Source organism: Saccharibacillus deserti (genome assembly GCF_013618475.1).
In the GTDB taxonomy this organism is placed as follows: domain Bacteria; phylum Bacillota; class Bacilli; order Paenibacillales; family Paenibacillaceae; genus Saccharibacillus; species Saccharibacillus deserti.
This window is the reverse complement of sequence record NZ_JABJVN010000001.1, coordinates 1,090,494-1,108,593: the sequence shown is the minus strand read 5'-3', so window position 1 is coordinate 1,108,593 and position 18,100 is coordinate 1,090,494. Positions and strand designations below refer to the sequence as shown.

Genomic DNA, 18,100 nt, shown 5'->3' with positions numbered 1-18,100 from the left:
AACCGACCGTCAAATTCAGCGTTTAGAGCGGGAGCTGCACCTTTTTGATCATTACACTCACCTTTTCGACAGTTGTTCGCCCGGCACGAAAAGCGGAAGGAGCGGAACTCCGTTTCTCCGATACCGGTCTACTGTCCCCATTGTATCGACCGCCCTGCCGACGGCATATAGGGGGAATCCCTTTCCCCGACAGGGTAAACCCTAAAAAATCATGCGGGTTGGAGAATGTCGCTCCCCGCGGACAGCCGCGCGGTTCGAATTCCGGCATGTCGGCTCCGCAGGACGGATAATCGATCTGCTGGTTTTCCCAGGTAATGATGCCGTTCTTGACGAACACTTTCCAACTGCACGATCCGGTACAGTTGACGCCGTATGTCGCGGGACCAGCGCTGCCGGTAGACATTTTCCCACTCTCTATTTTTTTCTTCGAGGATCGACCAATTGCCGGAATAGCTCTCGACCGGTTTGAAAAAATTGTCCGGATTCGGCTATTTCGCCAATCTTCAACTTGCCCCTACGGGCTTGGCGGGCCTGCTTCCTCCGCATTCTCCTTCCCTGCTCTTTCCAACCGCTCCAAATCCCTGAAAAATCCGATCTTATAATCGATCTTTTCCAGCGAATCCTGCAGTTCTTTCATCTGTTCAACGACTTTTTCGCGGTAATTCTCCATGAATTCACGCCGCGCCGTTGCGCTCGAGGCGCTTCCGTCTTTGGGGACGTTGAACGTCTTGATGTCGTTGACCGACAGCCCGAGGCGGCGAAAATACGTAATGACCTGAAACCAGGCGATATCCGAAGTCGAATAAACGCGGTAGCCGTTCTCGTCTCGCAGGATTCCGTCGATCAGTCCTTCTTTTTCGTAATAACGCAGCGCATGGACACTCAGTCCCGTGACTTCCGAAGCCTGCTTGCTCGAATAGGTATTTTCCATAGCCGAATCATAGCATGAAAAATCAAGCCTTGCTATAGAGTTCACTCTAGGGTTTACGCTATCGGTGCAGAAGAAGGATCAGCCCAAATATTCATAAACGGAGGCGGAAAAATGAAAGTATTCGTTACGGGAGCGACAGGATTTATCGGTATGGCGGTTGTGCGGGAGCTGTTGGATGCGGGGCACAGCGTAATCGGGCTTTCGCGCTCGCAAAAAGGAGACGGGACCTTGAAGCAGGCCGGCGCGGAACCTTGGCGCGGCGAGCTTGGCGATTTGGACAGCCTGCGCCGCGGAGCCGAAGCGGCGGACGGCGTGATCCACTTGGCGTATATCCACGACTTTTCGGATGTTGCGGCGTCCGTCGAAGCGGATCGTTTGGCGACGGACGCGATCGGGGCGGCACTCGAAGGATCGGGCAGCCCATGCGTGCTGACGTCGGGCATGCTCCTGATGAAGCAAGGTCATCCGGCTAAGGAAGCGGACGCTCCGGCTTCGCTTGGCAGATATGCCGAACAAGCCGTATCGGAACTTAGTGAACGCGGTATCCGCTCGTCGGTCGTTCGGCTCTCGCCGACCGTGCACGGCGCGGACGATTACGGATTCATCCGCGTTCTGGTCCAAACGGCTCGCGATAAAGGCGTCTCCGCTTACGTAGGCAACGGCTCCAACCGCTGGCCGGCCGTGCATCGCCTGGATGCGGCCCGCTTGTTCCGCCTGGCGCTGGAGTCGGCGCCGGCCGGAACGCGCCTGCACGGCGTCGGCGAATCCGCGATCGCTTTTCGCGAGATCGCCGAAGCGATCGGGCGCGGCTTGAACCTGCCGGCCGTCTCGATTCCGGCCGAGGAAGCGGCTGCCCATTTCGGATGGATCGCTTTCGCCGCGACGGCGGATAACCCTGCATCGAGTACGTGGACGCAGCAGGAGCTGAATTGGCATCCGGAGCAGCCGGGGCTCATGGCGGATCTTGAAGCCGGTTATTATTTCAAAGACTGATCCGCCCGATTCATCGCTTGGCCCCGGTTAAGAGCCGCCCGATTTCTTTGCGTCAAAAAGGCCGTTTGCAGCGGAGCGCTCCGCTGCAAACGGCCTTTCTTATGTCGGATTCGCGGAACCTTCTCTGTTCATGAATCGCTCAGCGCTTCTCCGGCCGACGCCCCGTCAGCAGAAGCAAGACGAACGAGATTGCCACGATCGCAACCGTCCAGGCCCAAGCCGACGACAGATGCCCGGCGTCCACGGCTACATAGATCGCCGTCGGGACCGTCTGCGTCCGTCCGGGAATATTCCCCGCGATCATCAGCGTCGCGCCGAATTCGCCGAGACTGCGGGCGAAGCCCAGCACGTAAGCGGTCTTGAGCGACGGCAGGATCAGCGGCAGCGTAATATGCCGGAACACCTGGCGCTCGTTCGCGCCGATCGAACGGCCCGCATCTTCCAGGTCGCGGTCCACCGCTTCGAAACCCACGACCGTCGTCCGGTAAACGAGCGGGAACGCCACCACGACGGCCGCAATCACCGCCGCCCACCAGGAGAAAATGATCGGCGAATGAAAGATTCGCTCGATCAGGGCGCCAAGCCCGCTGCGGCGGCCGAGCAGCATCAGCAGCAGAAAGCCGACTACGGTCGGCGGCAGCACAAGCGGGAGCATAAACAGCGTCTCCAATACCGTTTTGCCGCGGAACCGTTCGCGCCTCGACATGCACCAGGCGGCGGCCGTGCCCAACACGATCACAATGACGCTCGACAGCAGCGCCACTTGAAGCGACAGGCGGACCGGCGCCCAATAATCGCTTCGTCCGAACTCCGCCAATAGGGTCATTGCGCCGCGGAGAAGCCGAAGCCGCTCAGGACCTGCAACGCTTCCGGCGTTTGCAGGTAATCGTAGAATGCCTGAGCCGCTTCTTCATGCCGGGTCGCTTGGACGATGCCGACCGGATACAGAATCGGCGAGTAACTGTCGGGATCGACATCGAACGCGATTTTGACCCGTTCGGAAGTCAGGGCGTCCGTCTTGTACACAAAACCCACGTCGGCGTTGCCGGTTTCCGTATACTGCAGCACCTGGCGGACGTCTTTGCCCTGAACGAGCCTGCCCTGCAGCGAGTCCCACAGTCCGGCGTTCGTCAGCGCTTCCTGCGCGTACTTGCCGGCCGGCACGCTGTCCGGAATCCCGATCGCGATATGCTTGATTTCGCCGCTTTTCAGATCTTCGATCTTCGAGAGAGGCGAATCATTCGGGGCAACCGCGACCAACGTATTGCTCAGCCAGTCCGTTTCCTGCTTGGCGTCAATCAGGCCCCCGTCCAGCAGCGCCTGCATATTCCGGGAAGAAGCGGACAAGAACAGATCGGCGGGAGCCCCCTGCTCGATCTGCCGCTGAAGGGCGCCGGAAGCGCCGAAGTTGAAATCCAGTTCGACGTACGGATGCGATGCTTCATACGTGCGCTCGATCTCTCCCAGCGCATCGGTCAGGCTGGCGGCGGCCGAAATGGTCAGCGTGACGGGTTCGGCATCCGCTTTGTCTGCGGCAGCGGAGCTGCCAGACCCGGATACCTGCCCGGCGATTTCCGGATCGGAAGCCGCGCGTTCGACCGGCTTGGCGCCGCAGGCCGACAGGGTCAGCAGCAGGGCGAGCAGCGGCAGCCATAACCCGGCTGCCGTGCCCGCCGTCCGCCGGAAGCCCGTACGGCCAACCGAAGTATGCCGGCTGCCAAGGAACCGAAGAAAGGTTCGATTGTTCATGCAAGTCCTCTCCTTTTTGCCGCGGTATCCGAAGACGTTCTCGAAGAACCGGGCTGTTCACCTCATTACGTTACGATACACAATTTTGTTCGATCAGTCTAGGTTTGTCCCTTCGAACGCTCGATCGGGAGAACGGTTATCACATGACCGACCGGATACTGCGGCATCGCCGACAAGCAGCGGTCGACCTGCGACCACCGGGGATCGGCATCGAGTCCCGTCAGTTCGCGCCGGCCGCGCCGGGCCTCTTCGATCAGTTCGGCATCGCTCATGGATGTCCATTCCTGCGCACCCGAGCGGCCGATATAAGTCCGCAGCAGCGTCTGCCCTTCGGGGGCGACATGCGTCCGCTTGGTCGACGACCAGGTGCAGGCCGTGATCCGTTTGCCTTCTTTGCGCGGAACGAGAAATCCGGAACGTTCGAACGAGATATTCAGGTCGGCTGTACGGTAAGCCAGCGCAATATTGGCGACCGACACGTAATCGATTTTCCGCAGCCGCGAAGACGCTTCGATCCGTTCGCCCAGCAGCCGCGCCAGCGAAGCAGCGCCGCTGCCTTGAACAAACCGCGCGCCTTGATCCAGCGGTTTTTCTTCGAGGCGTGCGATCAGTTCCGACAGTCCTCCCCGGTACGACAAAAACATGCTTTTGCCGACAGCCGCCCCTGCACCTCCCGATTTTCCGGCGCTCCGCACCGCTGTGCTTCTAGCCGAGCAGGCGGCTCTTCGAAGCTACGAGCCCGATACCCAGCCGGTTTGGCTGCATCTGCCGAATCGTCCGTATATGCGCATTCTGCTTTGCCCCGCCCTTCAGCGGCAGGAATCTTCTCTTTCCCGATCTTCAGCAATCGTTCAGCGACCCTGAGCCCGAAAACGGCAGCGCCGTTCTCGGGCTTTTTTTGTGCAGCCGCCAGGCCGGCGCGACGGGTTTCGCTGCGCAAGCTTGGCAATCTGCAAAACCGGTATTGTATTCAAGGGAAAAATGCTGGTATACTCTTTAATGATATTGATTATCATTATCTGCGAAGTTTCGTATACATAGAGGAGGCCCATTTACATGGAAAATATCGAAGTCTGGGACGTTACGATTATCGGCGGAGGGCCCGCGGGGTTATTCTCCGCTTTCTATAGCGGGCTGCGCGAAATGAAGACGAAGATCATTGAGTATCAGCCGTTTCTCGGCGGCAAAGTCCACGTCTACCCGGAGAAAATGATCTGGGACGTCGGCGGCCTGACGCCGATGCCCGGGGCGAAGCTGATCGAACAGACCGTCGAGCAGGGCCTCACATTCAAGCCCGACGTCGTGCTGAACGAGAAAGTGACCTCGATCAGCCGGACGGAAGAAGACGGACATTTCGTGCTGCATACCCTCTCGGGCGAGCTGCATCGATCCAAATCGATCATTCTCGCCGTAGGCGGCGGCATTCTGAATCCGACCCGTCTGGATATCGAAGGAGCGGAACGCTTCGAAGTGACAAATCTGCACTATACCGTGAAGTCGATCTCCCGCTTCAAAGACAAGACGGTTCTGATCTCCGGAGGCGGGCATTCGGCCGTAGACTGGGCCAACGAACTCGCTCCTTTTGCCAAAAAAGTGTATCTGACCTACCGCAAAGAAGAAATCAAAGGACACGAAGCCGACATTACGAAGATGAAAGCAAACGGCGTCGAACTGCTGCTCAGCGCTTCGATCAAGCGGTTGATCGCGAGCGAAGACCATTCGGAGATCGAAAAGGTCCTGCTCGAGAAAAATGAAGACCGCGAGGAATTCGAACTGGCTGTGGACGACGTCATTATCAGCCACGGTTACCAGCGCGATACGGAACTGCTGAAAAAAAGCGAGATCAAGATCGAGATGAACGAGTATCAGATTCTCGGTTCCTCGTCGAGCGAGACGTCCGTGCCGGGCATTTTCGCGGCCGGCGACATTCTGCATCATGACGGCAAACTTCACCTGATCGCCGGAGCGTTCCAGGACGCGGCGAACGCAGTGAACAAAGCCAAGCAGTTCATCAAGCCGGATGCGGTCGGTTACGGGATGGTTTCTTCCCACAACGAATTGTTCAAAGAAAAAAACCGCGAAATCATGAATGAACTGTATAACAAATAGATCAGCGAGCGAATCGACGATCCCGTAAGCCAAAAAGACCCTTGACCCGCATTTGATGCGGATCAAGGGTCTTTTTCGATCAAATTTATTCGTTTCAAGGAGACGCCCCTGCCGATTCCCGCCGGACTTGGAGCGCTTAGAGTACAGTCCGGATCGACCCGTCCTCGTTATAATGAAGTTCGGCAAACTTGATACAGCGCTTGTGATTAACGCCTTTGGAAAGCGAGCTGTCGTGATAGAACAAATACCATTTGTCTTCGAATTCCACAATGGAATGGTGGGTCGTCCAGCCGATGACGGGATTCAGAATCACGCCGCGGTAGGTGAAAGGCCCTTCCGGATGTTCGGACGTCGCATAGACCAGCTTATGCGTCGTTCCGGTCGAATAAGACAAATAATACAGCCCCCGGTGTTTGTGCATCCACGGACCTTCGAAATAACGGCGTTCTTCGTCGTCTGCCGTAATGGCTGCTCCCCCTTCGTCCACGATGGAAATCTCACGAGGCGGACTTTCAAAATTCAGCAGATCTTCGCTCAGGCGAGCCGCACGCGGTCCCAGAGCCGGTTGGCCGGCTGCCGGCCCGTCCACCCGCTCGGGTTCGAACGTTCCGGACCGCCATTTTTCAAGCTGACCTCCCCATAATCCGCCAAAGTACAGATACGCCCGGTTATCGTCGTCGATAAACACAGCGGGATCGATACTGAAGCTGCCCGGAATGTAATGGGGTTCCGCTCGGAACGGTCCCGCCGGCGAGTCCGAAGTCGCGACGCCGATCCGGAAAACGCCTTCATGGTCCCGCGCGGGAAAAAAGAGATAATAACGGCCGTTTCGGTAAGCCGCGTCGGGAGCCCACATCTGCCGGGAAGCCCAGGGAACATCGCGCACATGCAGCACTTCTCCATGGTCCACCACCGGCGAAACCGTATTCGACATCGAGAACACGTGGTAGTCTTCCATCTTGTATTGATCCCCGCTGTCGTTGCTGGGTTCGTCGTGATCCAGATCGTGCGAAGGATAGATATAAATTCGGCCTTCAAAAACGTGAGCGGACGGATCGGCGGTATACAGATGCGTGACAAGCGGCTGGTGAAAGGTCGGTTTCATGAGAAGCTCCTTTGGCTGAGAAATTGGACGATGCCTTGAATGCTTCAAACTTCGCTTTCCGTATTTCGGGTTCCTGCTTTATCGCGCAAAATCTATGGGTTTCACAGAAATCCTCTTCCTTTCCGCTTCGAATTAACCAATGTTAGATTTCCTTTCCCTGCGTGATCTTGTACAATGGAAAGCATAGCTTTTATCTTATTCAAGCAAGTGACGAAACGGAGGACTCTCATGTCGGATTTTCAAACGAACCTTAACAAATACGCCGAACTCGCAGTCAAAGTCGGTGTGAATGTACAGCCCGGACAGATTCTGATGATCGACGCCAGCGCGGATTCGCTCGAATACGTACGTCTTGTCGTGAAGCACGCTTACGCGGCAGGTGCCAAATTGGTCAAAGTCAATCTGGCCGACGAAGCCATTACGCGGATGCGCTACGATCTCGCTCCCGACGACTCGTTCGAAATCGCGCCGAAATGGATGGCGGCGGAACGCGAAGAACTCGCGGAGAACGGCGGCGCCATGCTCGCGGTCGTCTCGAATAATCCCGACCTGCTGAGCGGCGTGGATCCTTCCCGGATCTCGACGCTGCAAAAAGTATCCGGCGAAGCGCTGAGCAAATACCGCCAATACGTGCAGTCCGACAAGCTCGCCTGGTCGATCGTGGCCGTTCCTTCGGCTGCCTGGGCAGCCAAAGTGTTCCCTCACCTGCCGGAAGAAGAACAAATCCCGGCGATGTGGGACGCGATCTTCAAAGCGGTCCGCGTCGATCAGCCGGATCCGGTTGCGGCTTGGCAGCAGCATATCGAGACTCTGACCGCCAAAGCGGCGTATCTCAACGACAAGAAATACAAAGCGCTGCATTACACCGCGCCGGGTACCGATCTGACGATCGAACTGCCGTCCACGCATCTGTGGGTCGCAGCCGACAGCGAAAGCGAACGCGGATCCGCATTTGTAGCCAACATGCCAACCGAAGAAGTGTTCACGGCCGCGCTCAAGACGGGCGTAAGCGGCACCGTGTCCAGCACGAAGCCGCTCAGCTACGGCGGCAATATCATCGACAACTTCACGCTGACGTTCGAGAACGGACGTATCGTCGACGTGAAGGCGGAGCAGGGCCTTGAGACGCTCAAACGTCTCGTCGAAATGGACGAAGGTTCGCATTATATCGGCGAAGTGGCGCTCGTGCCGCATAAATCTCCGATTTCCGATTCGGGCATTCTCTACTATAATACGCTGTTCGACGAGAATGCTTCGAACCACCTCGCGATCGGCAGCGCCTACGCGTTCAATATCGAAGGCGGCAAAACGATGTCCCGCGAAGAGCTGGCCGAAGCCGGCATTAACCAGAGCATTACGCACGTCGACTTCATGATCGGCTCCGCCGAAATGAACATCGACGGTATCACGCAGGATGGCAGCGCCGAACCGGTCTTCCGCGGCGGCAGCTGGGCGTTCTAAATCATCGAATCTCGTGCCCGCATCATGCGGGCACGCCAAAAGCCCTCCTCTTCCCTTGCGGGAAGTCGGAGGGCTTTTCAGTATGCTTGCCCGAAAACCGGACGAATGGCCGACTTAAGCCGAAGCCCGGCTCCTTATACGATTCGTTGGCGCCTTTACGGCTTCAAGATGACTTTGATGCAGTCTTCTTTCTTGCTGTCGAAAATATCGTAGGCATGCTCGGCTTCATCCAACGGAAGGCGATGCGTAATGATGTCCGTCGGGTCGAGCTGACCGGTCTTGATCTGGTTGAACAGCTCCGGCATATAGTGTATGACCGGTGCCTGGCCCGTCTTGATCGTCACGTTGCGCTCGAAGATATGGCCGAACGGGAAGTTGTTGTAGCGCAGTCCGTACACGCCCGTCACCTGGATCGTGCCGAATTTGCGCACGACGTTCGAAGCCATATGGAACGCGCCCAGTCCTCCGCCCTGCAGTTTGAGCTTCGTTTCGACTTTTTCCATGAACGTCTTCTCGGAATCGAGGCCGACGCAGTCGATGACGACATCCGCGCCGCCGCTCGTGATCTCCAGCAGATGTTTGTCGAGATCGTCGTTCTCCATAAAGTTGAACGTTTCCACTTTGTTCGTGCGGCGGGCATGCTCCAGGCGGTATTCCACGTGATCAACCGCGATGACGCGGGACGCGCCTTTTTGCCAAGCGAATTTCTGCACCATCAGCCCGATTGGTCCGCAGCCGAGCACAATGACCGTATCGCCTTTTTTGACGCCGGCGTTATCCACACTCCAATAAGCGGTCGGAATAACGTCCGACAAGAACAGGACCTGCTCGTCCGTCACTTCGGCGTCGTTCGGGATGACCAGCGGTCCGAAGTTGCCGTACGGCACCCGCAGCAGCTCCGCCTGTCCCCCGGCAAAACCGCCGTACGTATGGGAATAGCCCAGCATCGCGCCCGTATCTTTGGCCGGATTGTCGTTGGCGTTGTCGCATTGGCTTTCCATCTGGTTTTGACAGAAGAAACATTGTCCGCAGGAGACGTTGAACGGAATAATGACGCGGTCGCCCTTTTTGACGTGCGTGACTTCCGGACCGATTTCTTCGACGATGCCCATCGGTTCGTGTCCGATGATGTAATCGTCGTTCATGCCCGGTATTTCTCCGTTGAACAGATGCAGATCGGACCCGCATATGGAAGTCGACGTCACGCGAATGATAATGTCGTCTTTTTTCTCCAGCTTGGGCGTAGCCACATCCTTGACTTTGACTTTACGCTTGCCCTGATAAGTGAGTGCTTTCATAATCGCTGATCGCTCCTTATGGATGGGATTGGATTTTGAAAATGTGCTAGGGGCTTTCTTTTTCTCATTTAACCCGATTGGAGCGGCAGCTAACACTTAAGCGCTTTTAGGGTGAATTACGATTAAGTCTCTTCTCCCTCTCCACCCGCCCGCAAGATTGGTTTGTCTATGGTACGGGTATAGAAAGGAAAGAAGCACCCGGGAATACAAGCCCGTTCAAGCGTGCCAACACGAATGGAGGAAGAAATCATGAAACATTTAAACGACTCGCAAATAGATCAACTGAAGCAGCTGCTGTTGGAACGCAAAAGCGAACTGGAACAGCATTTCGACAACTCCGAGAACACGACGGAAGGCTTCGAGACTTCGATCCGCGTATCGACCGGCGAACTTACGGCTGTCGACAACCACCCGGGCGATCTCGGTACCGAGGAATTCGAACGTGGACGGGATATGGCGATCGATTCCGATCTGTCCGACCGGCTCGATGAAGTCAATGACGCGCTCAAACGGATGGAAGACGGCACATACGGCATCGACGCCACGACCGGCAAGGAAATTCCGTTCGAACGTCTAGAAGCGGTTCCTTATACGGCTTATAACGTGGAGACCACGCCGGAAAATGCTCCGATTACCGATTACCGCCCTGTGGAAGAAGACGTGATGACTTCGCCCCCATCCGGCGCGGGCGAGAATCGTCAGCAGCACGCCGGCAAATTCGATGACGCCAATGCCTGGCAGGCGGTCGAAAGCTACGGCAACGCCGACTCCCCTGCGATGTCTACCAAGCGCGATGTGGAAAGCTACAATGAAATGTCCAGCGAGAACAATGTAGGCGAAGGTACGGTAGAACCTTATGAGAACTTCACCGGCAACGATATGGCCGAAGGCAACCGCAGCGTCGAGATGACACCGGCAGAGCGCCGTTATGTGGAAGCCGGCGAAGGCGAAGGCATTGCGGAGATCGATGTCTCGGCCGAAGACGAAGAATCATTGATCCGTGCCGCGGAGCAGCAGGGCACGCAGACCGGCAAGCGCAGCAGCGACGAATAGACAAAATTTTACACGCAATCCGATTTAAGCAGACAAACTACGATCAAAAGACCCGGCAGCGGAAGCTGCCGGGTCTTTTGATGTGCTTCTTTTTGGCGGCGCAACCTTCAGAAAACAAACGGCTATCCGCAGGCGATGTAATAAAAAAAGCCCACCTTCTTCCTTATTTCGTGTAGAATATGGAGAATGATGAACTATTTTCTTCCACTGTGGAAGATAAACCGGTAAGGAATAGTCCGTTTCGAATGGACATTACAGGAACCGAGGAAGGAGTACATATGGCTCAACATCTTCAGATGCTCCTTACCCATGGCTTCGATGAACTGGATGAAGGCATGCAGGAGCTGATCTATAACGAATATTACGATCTGGCATACGGAGCGATCTTCTATATTGTAAGAGATCATGCGGCCGCCGAAGATGTGATCCAGGAAGCTTTCCTGAAACTGATCGGAAGCCGGCCGGAATTCGACAACGAATCCAAGTTTTTTGCCTGGTTGAAGGTGGTCACGCGCAACAGCGCAATCAATGATTTGAGAAAAAATAAAAGACACCGTAACCATGTAGACGCGGACAGCGTTCTTAATCATATAGAGGCCAGACAGGATTTCGGCACTTCGCCCGAGAAGGCGGTCGAAGTCCGAATGATGGAAGAAGCGATCCTGCGGCATCTTCAAGGGATGAAGCCGGAATACCGGGCCATTATCCTCTATCGCTGGAAGTACGGAATGTCCTACAAGGAAATCGCCGATTCGCTGGGCACAAGCGAAGATATCATCCGACAAAGATTGTTCAGGGCGAGGGAAAATATGCGCAAAGTGCTGCGCAAGGAATGGGAGGGCAGCGATGAACAACGAAAAATTTGACGAACTTTTCGACGAGGCATTCGACCGGGCTGTGAATTCGGCCTCCCCGGTCGACCCGGAATCCCGCCGGGCCGCCTGGCAGCGCGTGCAAAAACATCGTCAACAAACACAGGCAAGAAGGCGCCGTAAACGGACTCTCCGTCTGACGGGTGCGGCGGCGGGTCTGATCCTGTTCGGATCGGTCGCTTTCTCCGAGCCGGTCCGGACCGGCGCATTGACACCGCTCTATCAGAAGCTCTATACCTGGGGCGGCGGCGGAGAGACTGTGCTGGTTACCGGTGAAAACAAGAAGCTCGATACCGAAGGAGCGCTTACTCCCCCTCCTCCCGATGGCGTCGAACAGCCGACTTCTTCCCGTGCGGAACTGCCAGGCGAAGTTGAAGAGACCGTTGTCCGCTACGAAAATCAGGAGACGAGTCTGCAGGAAGCCCGTCAGCGTCTGGCTTTCCCCATGCCGCAGTTCCCTGAGATCCCTTCCGATCTGACTTTAAAAAAAGTAACGCTCGGCGTTCCGGACGACGGATCGTCTCCCGATGTGCTTACGCTCTACTACGAATCGGGCAGCGAGCGGAATGCAACGATTCATGTCAGCCGCCTTAACGGACCGAACGGCACGTACAGCTTCGGTACGGACAAGGTCAAGCAGGTCGATCTGAATAATGGACTCACCGCGCAGTATGCCGATCAGGAAGGCGAAGATACGGTCCACCTGATTCGCGGAGAACTCGATATTTTCATTTACGGAATGCTGAGCGAAGAAGAATTGATCGGGATCGCCGCCCATATGATAGACGGAGCTTCGTGATCCGGGAACCGCTTGTCTTCTTGGGCAGGCGGTTTTGGCGTGCCTTAAGCTTAGGCGGTTCTGCCGGTTCTATTCGCTGACCAGCAGCGTACTGCTGAAGACCGTACTTGATTCACGCATGCCGCCGCCGGAAGCCCAATGTTCCGACTTGATCCGGTAATAGTAGCCTTTGATCAGGCTCTTGTTGAAATTCAGCGTACTGGAACCGGACAGCGAGCTGCTCGACATCGGACCTGCTTCTTCCACCCAGCTGTTTCCGGTCCAGCGCTGAAGCGAGGCGGTCACGCCGGATTGGGAAGCGTCAGCCGAAGCGATTGTCGTTGCCGAGATATGAACCGCAGTCTCTCCTTCGATTTGAAGGCTGCTCATTCCGTTCTTTAAATACTTGTTATGAATTAAATCCTGCCTGGAATTGGCCGAAGGAGACAGCGGCGGCGGCGGCGTCAAAGCGCCGGGCAGCTGGGGCAGTCCGAACGAACTGAAAGTCTGCTGTTCCAAAGCGGTAGGCAGCGGATCTTCCGGTACTTCTTCGGCCTGTCCGATGCCGGGAACCAGCAGATAAACCAACAGGAATGCCGAAGCGGGAACCGCCAGAAATTTGGAAAGCGACCTTTGTTTATGCGGGTTCATTTTCATCCCCCTTTTTCTATGTAAATGCATGATATGCCTATATAACGAAACAGGAACCCGAAAGGTTCCTGTTTTCTCCATTTTTGATAAAGTTATTTTGACGGGTTATAAATAAAGTCATGATTTACGTTCCCGCCTGTACCAGTCATAGATCCGTTCGACATCGGAATTCTTCAGCCGCGCGACGCTGAGCGCGGATCCGCCGGCGCCTCCGAGCAGATGGGCTTTGAGGTTGAGCATCTGCCCTTTTCTCTGCCAGCGGCTGCCGCTGATCCGCAGCGCCACCACGTGGCGCCTCAGCGTACAATGCGTCTGCTTGGAGATCCCGCGGTTTACGATCGTAAGCCGCTGACCGTCAAGCGCCGCGCCGCTGGTCCGGAAGCTCCAATAATCCAGAGCGAAGACGAGCGGAATCAGAGCCAGTGCCCATCTTCCCATATGCGGGAAGAAATAAATCAGTACCGCGGCCAAAATGACGGTTACGGTCAGTCCGGTCCGTACATATCCGGGCAGCGCCCGGCCCGGAGGACGGAATTCGGCTGCGGCAAACGAAAATTGCGGAATCGTCCGCTCCAACAGCTGCGGAATGGCTGCACGCGGGATAAACGGATGCAGCGCCGGCGTCTCCTTCTCCGAAGACGAGGAGACCACATTGACTTCGACGTGGGCATAGCCCAGCAGCTGCCGCAGCCAACCTTCGCGTACGGTTACGGCCTGAACGCGCGCCGGATCGAACAGAAACTGTTTGCGTTCCAGCAGTCCGTAGCGGATCGACAGCCTCTCTCCTTCCCGGTACAGCGAGAAGCCGGCAAACTTGACGATGAACAGCACAAGCGACAGCAGCCAGGCGAACAGCAGCGCCGCCGTCGCGATGATCAGAATGGCCCGTATGCCGGTCAGATAAGCCTGAGCATTGGAGACCAGCCGGTTGAGCCACACATCCGGCAGCAGATCGTCCGCGAAGGAAGCAATCCCGGCTACGAAAGCGACAGCCAGACCGAGATTCAGTTCGGTCAGCGCCGCCTGGAACAGGCGGCCGGGTCCGAGCCGGTAGAGCAGCACCGGCTCGCTTGCCCGCGGCCGCCCGGCAGCGGCGGCCGCCTGTTCTTGCGGCGCAGGCCCGCCTTCGGCGGGGCGGTCCTGCGCCGCCCGCGATGCGGGCGCGGCGGAAAGCTTCTCCGCGCCCGCATCGCCCGGTCCGCCGGCATCGCGGCGGACCCAAGGCTGCGGCCCGCCGGCCGGAGCCTCGAAGGCGGCCTGCTGCGCAGGGCCGCCTTCGGCCGTTTCCGCCGCCGCGGATTCGGCGGCGGAAACGGCTACCGCGCGCTCATTCAGCGCGCGCTGCAGCCGCTCCGCTTCGCGGCGCGGCAGAACCGGCAGCACGGCGTCTCCTTCGCTGCCGCCCGGCGTCTCGATCTTCAACTGCACGACGCCCAGCAGCCGCTGGATCAAAGGCTGCTCCTGGCTGACGGAATGAATGCGCGAGTAGTAGATGATTTTCTCGCTGCGCTGAATCAATCCTTTGCGGATCGTGATCCGGTCGCTTTCTTCTTCGTAAGTAAACCTTTTCCATCCGATACTTTCCAGGATGCCGGCCAATACGAGCAGCACCAGGGCAGCGCCTCCGATCCAGTACACGACCGAAGTTATCTGCCCTCCGGCCAGAAATTGGACACCGAAAATGACGATCAGGGGCACCAGCCCGCGCAGCATTTTTAACAGGGCGAAGACGACATACAGCGGCGACATCCGTTTGGGGCCGCTCATTCTTCGGTCCTCCGCGCCAGTTCTCCGATCATTCGCTTGAATTTCTCGGCTTCTTCGGACTTCAATCCGGCGATCGAATGCGTCGTCGCTGCCGTGACGATCTTCAATTCGGCCAGTCCGTATTTGCGCAGAATCGGCCCGTGCTCCAACTCCACATGCTGCACTTTGGTCATGGGAATCAGCGTTTCGCTGATCAGGAACAGACCTTTGCGGATTTCGATCTCTTCTTCGAAAATGGCAAAACCAAAACGGTTATACAGCATGACCGGTACACGGAATACGGCAAATACGAACAAAAGCGCAAGTCCCAGCGTAATCAGCGAACCGATCCAGAGCGGCAGCCAGTCCCAGTCGAATACGGAGCCGAGTATCGTCAGCGCCGCCGCAATCAACAAGGGAAGCGCGTAGAAATAAGCGCTGCCCAAACGGGAAGCCGCAATCCAGTCCGGGTGCAGCTGCCTGAACCGTTCTTCGTTCCTTTTTACTTCTTCTTGATTCGATTCCATGAGTTACCCCTCCATACGTTAAAGCGTAGCGGGATTTTCTATTGAAGTCAATGAATCCCGGCGCTGCCCAAAGCCTTCCGAGTTCATGTTCTTCGATACGCGCGCGTAGAGCGAATGTTTCTTATTGGATAAAAATTGAACATAAAAAACCAGCCGAAAAAAAACGGCTGGCTTGAATGAAGAAAATTTGAATGGAACAAGTCGAAAATAAGGCCTTAAGCGCCGGCTTCGGCGCGTTTGGCAGCAAGCATGTCATAATCGTCCGGTTGTTCTTCTTCACCGAAGGAGTCTTCGGTATAAGCTTCGCGTTCCGGCATCCGGTCTTCTTCCGGAAGAGGCTTCAAAATGCGTACCCGGGAAATACGTTTTTGTTCCGTTTCATCGACGATAAAGGTGCAGCCATCGTGGTCGACCGACTGGCCTTTTTGCGGCGGAAGCGCATCGATCCGCGCATACAGCCAGCCGCCGATCGTATCGTAGTCTTCGAAGTCCAGCTCGAATCCGAATTGGCTGTTTACGTCTTCGATCAGCATCATGCCGTCGATCGAATAACTGAATTCGCCGGCCTGCTCGGTTTCCGGACGTTCTTCTTCGTCGAACTCATCCTGAATTTCGCCGACGATTTCTTCCATGATATCTTCGAGCGTGACCAGTCCGGCCGTTCCGCCGTACTCGTCGACGAGCATCGCAATCTGCGTCCGGCTGCGCTGCATAAGCTTCATCAATTCGCTGATCCGGATCGACTCCGGTACCGCGATAATCGGACGGATCAAGCTGTCGTAGTCGGCATCCGGCGAACGCATCAGGTCCTTGATATGGATAAAGCCAATAATATGGTCTTTGTCCTGCTCGCAGACCGGGTAGCGCGTACGCATGCCGTCATAAGCCGTTTCCAGATTCTCTTCGCGCGACAGATTGGTGTACAGACAGATCATTTCCGTTCGGGGAATCATGACTTCGCGTGCCGTCGTATCGGCAAATTCGAAAATGTTGTCGACAAGCGCCATTTCGGTATTGTCAATCAGCCCGTTCTTGTTGCTTTCCTTCACCAGTATCCGGATTTCTTCTTCGGTATGCGCCGCATCAAGTTCGGACGCCGGTTCAATTTTCAGCACGCGGAGCAGGGCATTCGCCATTCCGTTCAACGCCCAGATAAACGGATACATGATTTTGTAGAAAAAGACCATCGGAGCCGCCGCAACCATGACCACCGATTCCGGTTTGCGGATCGCCATCGATTTGGGAGCAAGTTCCCCGATGACAATATGCAGAACGGTAATCAGGACAAAAGCGATCGCCACGGCCGTACCGTGGATCGCGACCTCATTTGTCCAGCCCAAACCGTGGAACAGGGGACGCAGGAACGAAGCGACTGCCGGTTCCCCGATCCAGCCCAGTCCCAGCGAAGCCAGCGTGATTCCGAGCTGGCAGGCGGACAGATAGGCGTCGAGGTTATTCACCATGCTTCTGGCAAATCCGGCACGCCGGCTGCCCGAATCCGCCAGCGCGGCAATCCGGCTCTCCCGGATCCGTACCATCGCAAATTCAGCCGCTACAAAAAAACCGTTTAAACCGACAAGCAGCACAACCGTTAAAATACTTAACCAACCTGGCAAGGGGTCACTATTCAATATACATCCCGTTTTCCGCGCCGCGCACATTCGCGTTGTTTATCGGAAACCGGGTCCACCTCCTTCGTTTTCCTGTATCATATGAAGCTTTAGTCTTTGACGACAGTTTACCCTGCGGCCTTCCGACCCAAACTAGCAACTCCCCAATTTCGTTCACTCCGTTTCTATTTTAGCTATAACTTTAATTATAATTCCAACGGTTCGTAAGCAAAATAGGAAAGAGAGGTCAAAAAAGGCAATAAACCGCCTTGTGGGCGGTTTAAAGTCGATCTGTTCGATTCTTTGCGACTGCTCGCGTTCCGCACGCCTTCCTGCACGTTTTTACGGCCGATCTTCCGAATATTTATGCGCGATTAAGGTGAATGTTTTGGGAATCCCCTTATCGAAGCTGTCTCCGGACAAATTGGGTTCTTCAGTCAGACCTGAAATCGTAAGCCCGCTTTGCGCCGCAGCCGTTACGATTTCGCCGAGGTTCCATTTGCGCAGCCGGACTTTGGCCGTTTCTCCTTCGGCATACTTGGCAAAAGAAGCTTCCTGTTCTTCCAGCCCGGTGTCGAAATAGTCTCCGTCGACTTTGTGCTTGCGGATCTTGGCCGTCGTTCCCCGCGACGAAATCAGCTTGGTCGAAATCGGATGGAAATCGCGCAGCACGAATCGGCCTCCCTGCACCAGCAGAATCCGTACCTTATCCATAAACGGAGCCAGGTCCGCAAAATAATGCAGAATGCCCATTTCGGCAAATACAATATCGAATTGTCCGCCCAACCGCTGCGTATCCAGCTTCAGCACATCGGAGACGATGTAATCGAGCGGCACTCCGGCCGCCTGCGCCAGTTCGAGCGCGTAACGGCGGTTGCCCGGAGAGAAATCGGCTACGGTAACGGACGCGCCCAGCAGGGCCAAAGCGATCGCTTTGCTGCCGTTGGAACCCATCAGGTTCATGATCCGCTTGCCTTCGGGGGAACCGATATTCTCGCCAAGTACGGACAGCGACTTCAACGGTTCTCTCGCGATCCTCGCGGCGGCCTCTTCGGGCGTGCCGAATCGGCTTACCCAGGCTTCGTACGTTTCCCGGTTCCAGGCTTCTTCATTCTGAGGATTCAGAACGCCCGGTATAGGCTCTTTGCTCGGCTTCGGGAAGCCGCTTCCTTCTGATTCTTTGTTCATCGCGCACCTATCCTTTCCTTTTGCTTCGG

Annotated in this window: 17 protein-coding genes and 1 pseudogene; 6 read left to right on the top strand and 12 right to left on the bottom strand. The window is 56.2% G+C overall.

The genetic code is table 11. The features are described 5' to 3' along the window. Window positions 1-220: 220 nt before the first annotated feature. A pseudogene (locus tag HOP44_RS04940) lies at window positions 221-476 on the bottom strand (hypothetical protein); the annotation flags it as partial. 38 nt (window positions 477-514) lie between these two features. Next, entirely contained in the window at window positions 515-931 is a 417-nt protein-coding gene (locus HOP44_RS04935) for a MerR family transcriptional regulator (protein WP_172251038.1), read from the bottom strand. A 111-nt stretch (window positions 932-1,042) separates the two neighbouring features. On the opposite strand from HOP44_RS04935, the gene HOP44_RS04930 reads away from it, so the two are divergent. Further along, entirely contained in the window at window positions 1,043-1,924 is an 882-nt protein-coding gene (locus HOP44_RS04930; RefSeq protein WP_172251036.1) for an SDR family oxidoreductase, read from the top strand. A gap of 139 nt (window positions 1,925-2,063) precedes the next feature. Here HOP44_RS04930 and modB read toward each other — a convergent pair whose 3' ends face one another. From modB to HOP44_RS04915, 3 genes are all read right to left on the bottom strand, one after another. Beyond that, window positions 2,064-2,750: a molybdate ABC transporter permease subunit gene (modB, locus tag HOP44_RS04925; RefSeq protein ID WP_172251034.1), complete on the bottom strand. Its 687-nt coding sequence runs from the start codon at window positions 2,748-2,750 to the stop codon at window positions 2,064-2,066. After that, window positions 2,747-3,673 (bottom strand): molybdate ABC transporter substrate-binding protein, encoded by a 927-nt coding sequence (modA, locus tag HOP44_RS04920; protein WP_172251032.1) that lies wholly within the window; start codon window positions 3,671-3,673, stop codon window positions 2,747-2,749. The genes modB and modA overlap by 4 nt, the downstream gene beginning before the upstream one ends. Window positions 3,674-3,771: 98 nt before the next feature. After that, window positions 3,772-4,368, bottom strand: a complete 597-nt coding sequence (locus tag HOP44_RS04915; protein WP_343059765.1) for a protoporphyrinogen/coproporphyrinogen oxidase — start codon at window positions 4,366-4,368, stop codon at window positions 3,772-3,774. Window positions 4,369-4,729: 361 nt separating this feature from the next. Between HOP44_RS04915 and HOP44_RS04910 the strand changes: the two genes are divergently transcribed. After that, complete coding sequence (locus HOP44_RS04910; protein WP_172251030.1) at window positions 4,730-5,782, top strand: NAD(P)/FAD-dependent oxidoreductase; 1,053 nt, start codon at window positions 4,730-4,732, stop codon at window positions 5,780-5,782. A 136-nt stretch (window positions 5,783-5,918) separates the two neighbouring features. Here HOP44_RS04910 and HOP44_RS04905 read toward each other — a convergent pair whose 3' ends face one another. Continuing rightward, on the bottom strand, window positions 5,919-6,887 hold the full coding sequence (locus HOP44_RS04905; protein WP_172251028.1) for a glycoside hydrolase family 43 protein: 969 nt from the start codon (window positions 6,885-6,887) through the stop codon (window positions 5,919-5,921). 228 nt (window positions 6,888-7,115) lie between these two features. Between HOP44_RS04905 and HOP44_RS04900 the strand changes: the two genes are divergently transcribed. Further along, on the top strand, window positions 7,116-8,348 hold the full coding sequence (locus HOP44_RS04900) for an aminopeptidase (RefSeq protein WP_172251026.1): 1,233 nt from the start codon (window positions 7,116-7,118) through the stop codon (window positions 8,346-8,348). Window positions 8,349-8,503: 155 nt separating this feature from the next. On the opposite strand, the gene HOP44_RS04895 is transcribed toward HOP44_RS04900, so the two are convergent. Continuing rightward, window positions 8,504-9,646, bottom strand: coding sequence for a zinc-dependent alcohol dehydrogenase (locus HOP44_RS04895; protein ID WP_172251024.1), 1,143 nt, complete (start codon window positions 9,644-9,646; stop codon window positions 8,504-8,506). Window positions 9,647-9,895: 249 nt separating this feature from the next. Here HOP44_RS04895 and HOP44_RS04890 point away from each other — a divergent pair, with 249 nt between their 5' ends. The 3 genes from HOP44_RS04890 to HOP44_RS04880 all read left to right on the top strand — a co-directional run bounded on the left by HOP44_RS04890 (window position 9,896) and on the right by HOP44_RS04880 (window position 12,370). After that, window positions 9,896-10,699, top strand: a complete 804-nt coding sequence (locus HOP44_RS04890; RefSeq protein ID WP_172251022.1) for a TraR/DksA C4-type zinc finger protein — start codon at window positions 9,896-9,898, stop codon at window positions 10,697-10,699. Window positions 10,700-10,977: 278 nt separating this feature from the next. Further along, the gene (locus tag HOP44_RS04885; protein ID WP_172193754.1) at window positions 10,978-11,565 is read left to right on the top strand and encodes an RNA polymerase sigma factor; all 588 of its coding nucleotides are present in this window, start codon (window positions 10,978-10,980) and stop codon (window positions 11,563-11,565) included. Beyond that, window positions 11,546-12,370 (top strand): hypothetical protein, encoded by an 825-nt coding sequence (locus tag HOP44_RS04880; protein ID WP_172251020.1) that lies wholly within the window; start codon window positions 11,546-11,548, stop codon window positions 12,368-12,370. Before HOP44_RS04885 ends, HOP44_RS04880 begins: the two co-directional genes overlap by 20 nt. A gap of 69 nt (window positions 12,371-12,439) precedes the next feature. On the opposite strand, the gene HOP44_RS04875 is transcribed toward HOP44_RS04880, so the two are convergent. The 5 genes from HOP44_RS04875 to HOP44_RS04855 all read right to left on the bottom strand — a co-directional run bounded on the left by HOP44_RS04875 (window position 12,440) and on the right by HOP44_RS04855 (window position 18,071). Further along, window positions 12,440-13,000: a hypothetical protein gene (locus HOP44_RS04875; RefSeq protein WP_172251018.1), complete on the bottom strand. Its 561-nt coding sequence runs from the start codon at window positions 12,998-13,000 to the stop codon at window positions 12,440-12,442. 117 nt (window positions 13,001-13,117) lie between these two features. Then, a complete protein-coding gene (locus HOP44_RS04870) occupies window positions 13,118-14,767 on the bottom strand; it encodes a PH domain-containing protein (RefSeq protein ID WP_172251017.1) in 1,650 nt (549 codons plus the stop codon). Then, complete coding sequence (locus HOP44_RS04865) at window positions 14,764-15,273, bottom strand: PH domain-containing protein (RefSeq protein WP_172251016.1); 510 nt, start codon at window positions 15,271-15,273, stop codon at window positions 14,764-14,766. Before HOP44_RS04865 ends, HOP44_RS04870 begins: the two co-directional genes overlap by 4 nt. Before the next feature lie 215 nt (window positions 15,274-15,488). Further along, on the bottom strand, window positions 15,489-16,934 hold the full coding sequence (locus HOP44_RS04860; RefSeq protein WP_246369572.1) for a hemolysin family protein: 1,446 nt from the start codon (window positions 16,932-16,934) through the stop codon (window positions 15,489-15,491). A 291-nt stretch (window positions 16,935-17,225) separates the two neighbouring features. Further along, the gene (locus HOP44_RS04855) at window positions 17,226-18,071 is read right to left on the bottom strand and encodes a class I SAM-dependent methyltransferase (RefSeq protein ID WP_172251015.1); all 846 of its coding nucleotides are present in this window, start codon (window positions 18,069-18,071) and stop codon (window positions 17,226-17,228) included. Between the last annotated feature and the right edge of the window lie 29 nt (window positions 18,072-18,100).

Excerpts from the sequence above, each read along its gene's own strand:
- HOP44_RS04875 (WP_172251018.1), bottom strand. The coding sequence starts at position 13,000 with ATGAACCCGCATAAACAAAGGTCGCTTTCCAAATTTCTGGCGGTTCCC.
- HOP44_RS04885 (WP_172193754.1), top strand. The coding sequence starts at position 10,978 with ATGGCTCAACATCTTCAGATGCTCCTTACCCATGGCTTCGATGAACTG.
- HOP44_RS04930 (WP_172251036.1), top strand. The coding sequence starts at position 1,043 with ATGAAAGTATTCGTTACGGGAGCGACAGGATTTATCGGTATGGCGGTT.
- HOP44_RS04855 (WP_172251015.1), bottom strand. The coding sequence starts at position 18,071 with ATGAACAAAGAATCAGAAGGAAGCGGCTTCCCGAAGCCGAGCAAAGAG.
- HOP44_RS04880 (WP_172251020.1), top strand. The coding sequence starts at position 11,546 with ATGAACAACGAAAAATTTGACGAACTTTTCGACGAGGCATTCGACCGG.
- HOP44_RS04870 (WP_172251017.1), bottom strand. The coding sequence starts at position 14,767 with ATGAGCGGCCCCAAACGGATGTCGCCGCTGTATGTCGTCTTCGCCCTG.
- HOP44_RS04895 (WP_172251024.1), bottom strand. The coding sequence starts at position 9,646 with ATGAAAGCACTCACTTATCAGGGCAAGCGTAAAGTCAAAGTCAAGGAT.
- HOP44_RS04865 (WP_172251016.1), bottom strand. The coding sequence starts at position 15,273 with ATGGAATCGAATCAAGAAGAAGTAAAAAGGAACGAAGAACGGTTCAGG.
- HOP44_RS04900 (WP_172251026.1), top strand. The coding sequence starts at position 7,116 with ATGTCGGATTTTCAAACGAACCTTAACAAATACGCCGAACTCGCAGTC.
- HOP44_RS04905 (WP_172251028.1), bottom strand. The coding sequence starts at position 6,887 with ATGAAACCGACCTTTCACCAGCCGCTTGTCACGCATCTGTATACCGCC.
- HOP44_RS04860 (WP_246369572.1), bottom strand. The coding sequence starts at position 16,934 with ATGTGCGCGGCGCGGAAAACGGGATGTATATTGAATAGTGACCCCTTG.
- modB (WP_172251034.1), bottom strand. The coding sequence starts at position 2,750 with ATGACCCTATTGGCGGAGTTCGGACGAAGCGATTATTGGGCGCCGGTC.
- HOP44_RS04935 (WP_172251038.1), bottom strand. The coding sequence starts at position 931 with ATGGAAAATACCTATTCGAGCAAGCAGGCTTCGGAAGTCACGGGACTG.
- HOP44_RS04910 (WP_172251030.1), top strand. The coding sequence starts at position 4,730 with ATGGAAAATATCGAAGTCTGGGACGTTACGATTATCGGCGGAGGGCCC.
- modA (WP_172251032.1), bottom strand. The coding sequence starts at position 3,673 with ATGAACAATCGAACCTTTCTTCGGTTCCTTGGCAGCCGGCATACTTCG.
- HOP44_RS04890 (WP_172251022.1), top strand. The coding sequence starts at position 9,896 with ATGAAACATTTAAACGACTCGCAAATAGATCAACTGAAGCAGCTGCTG.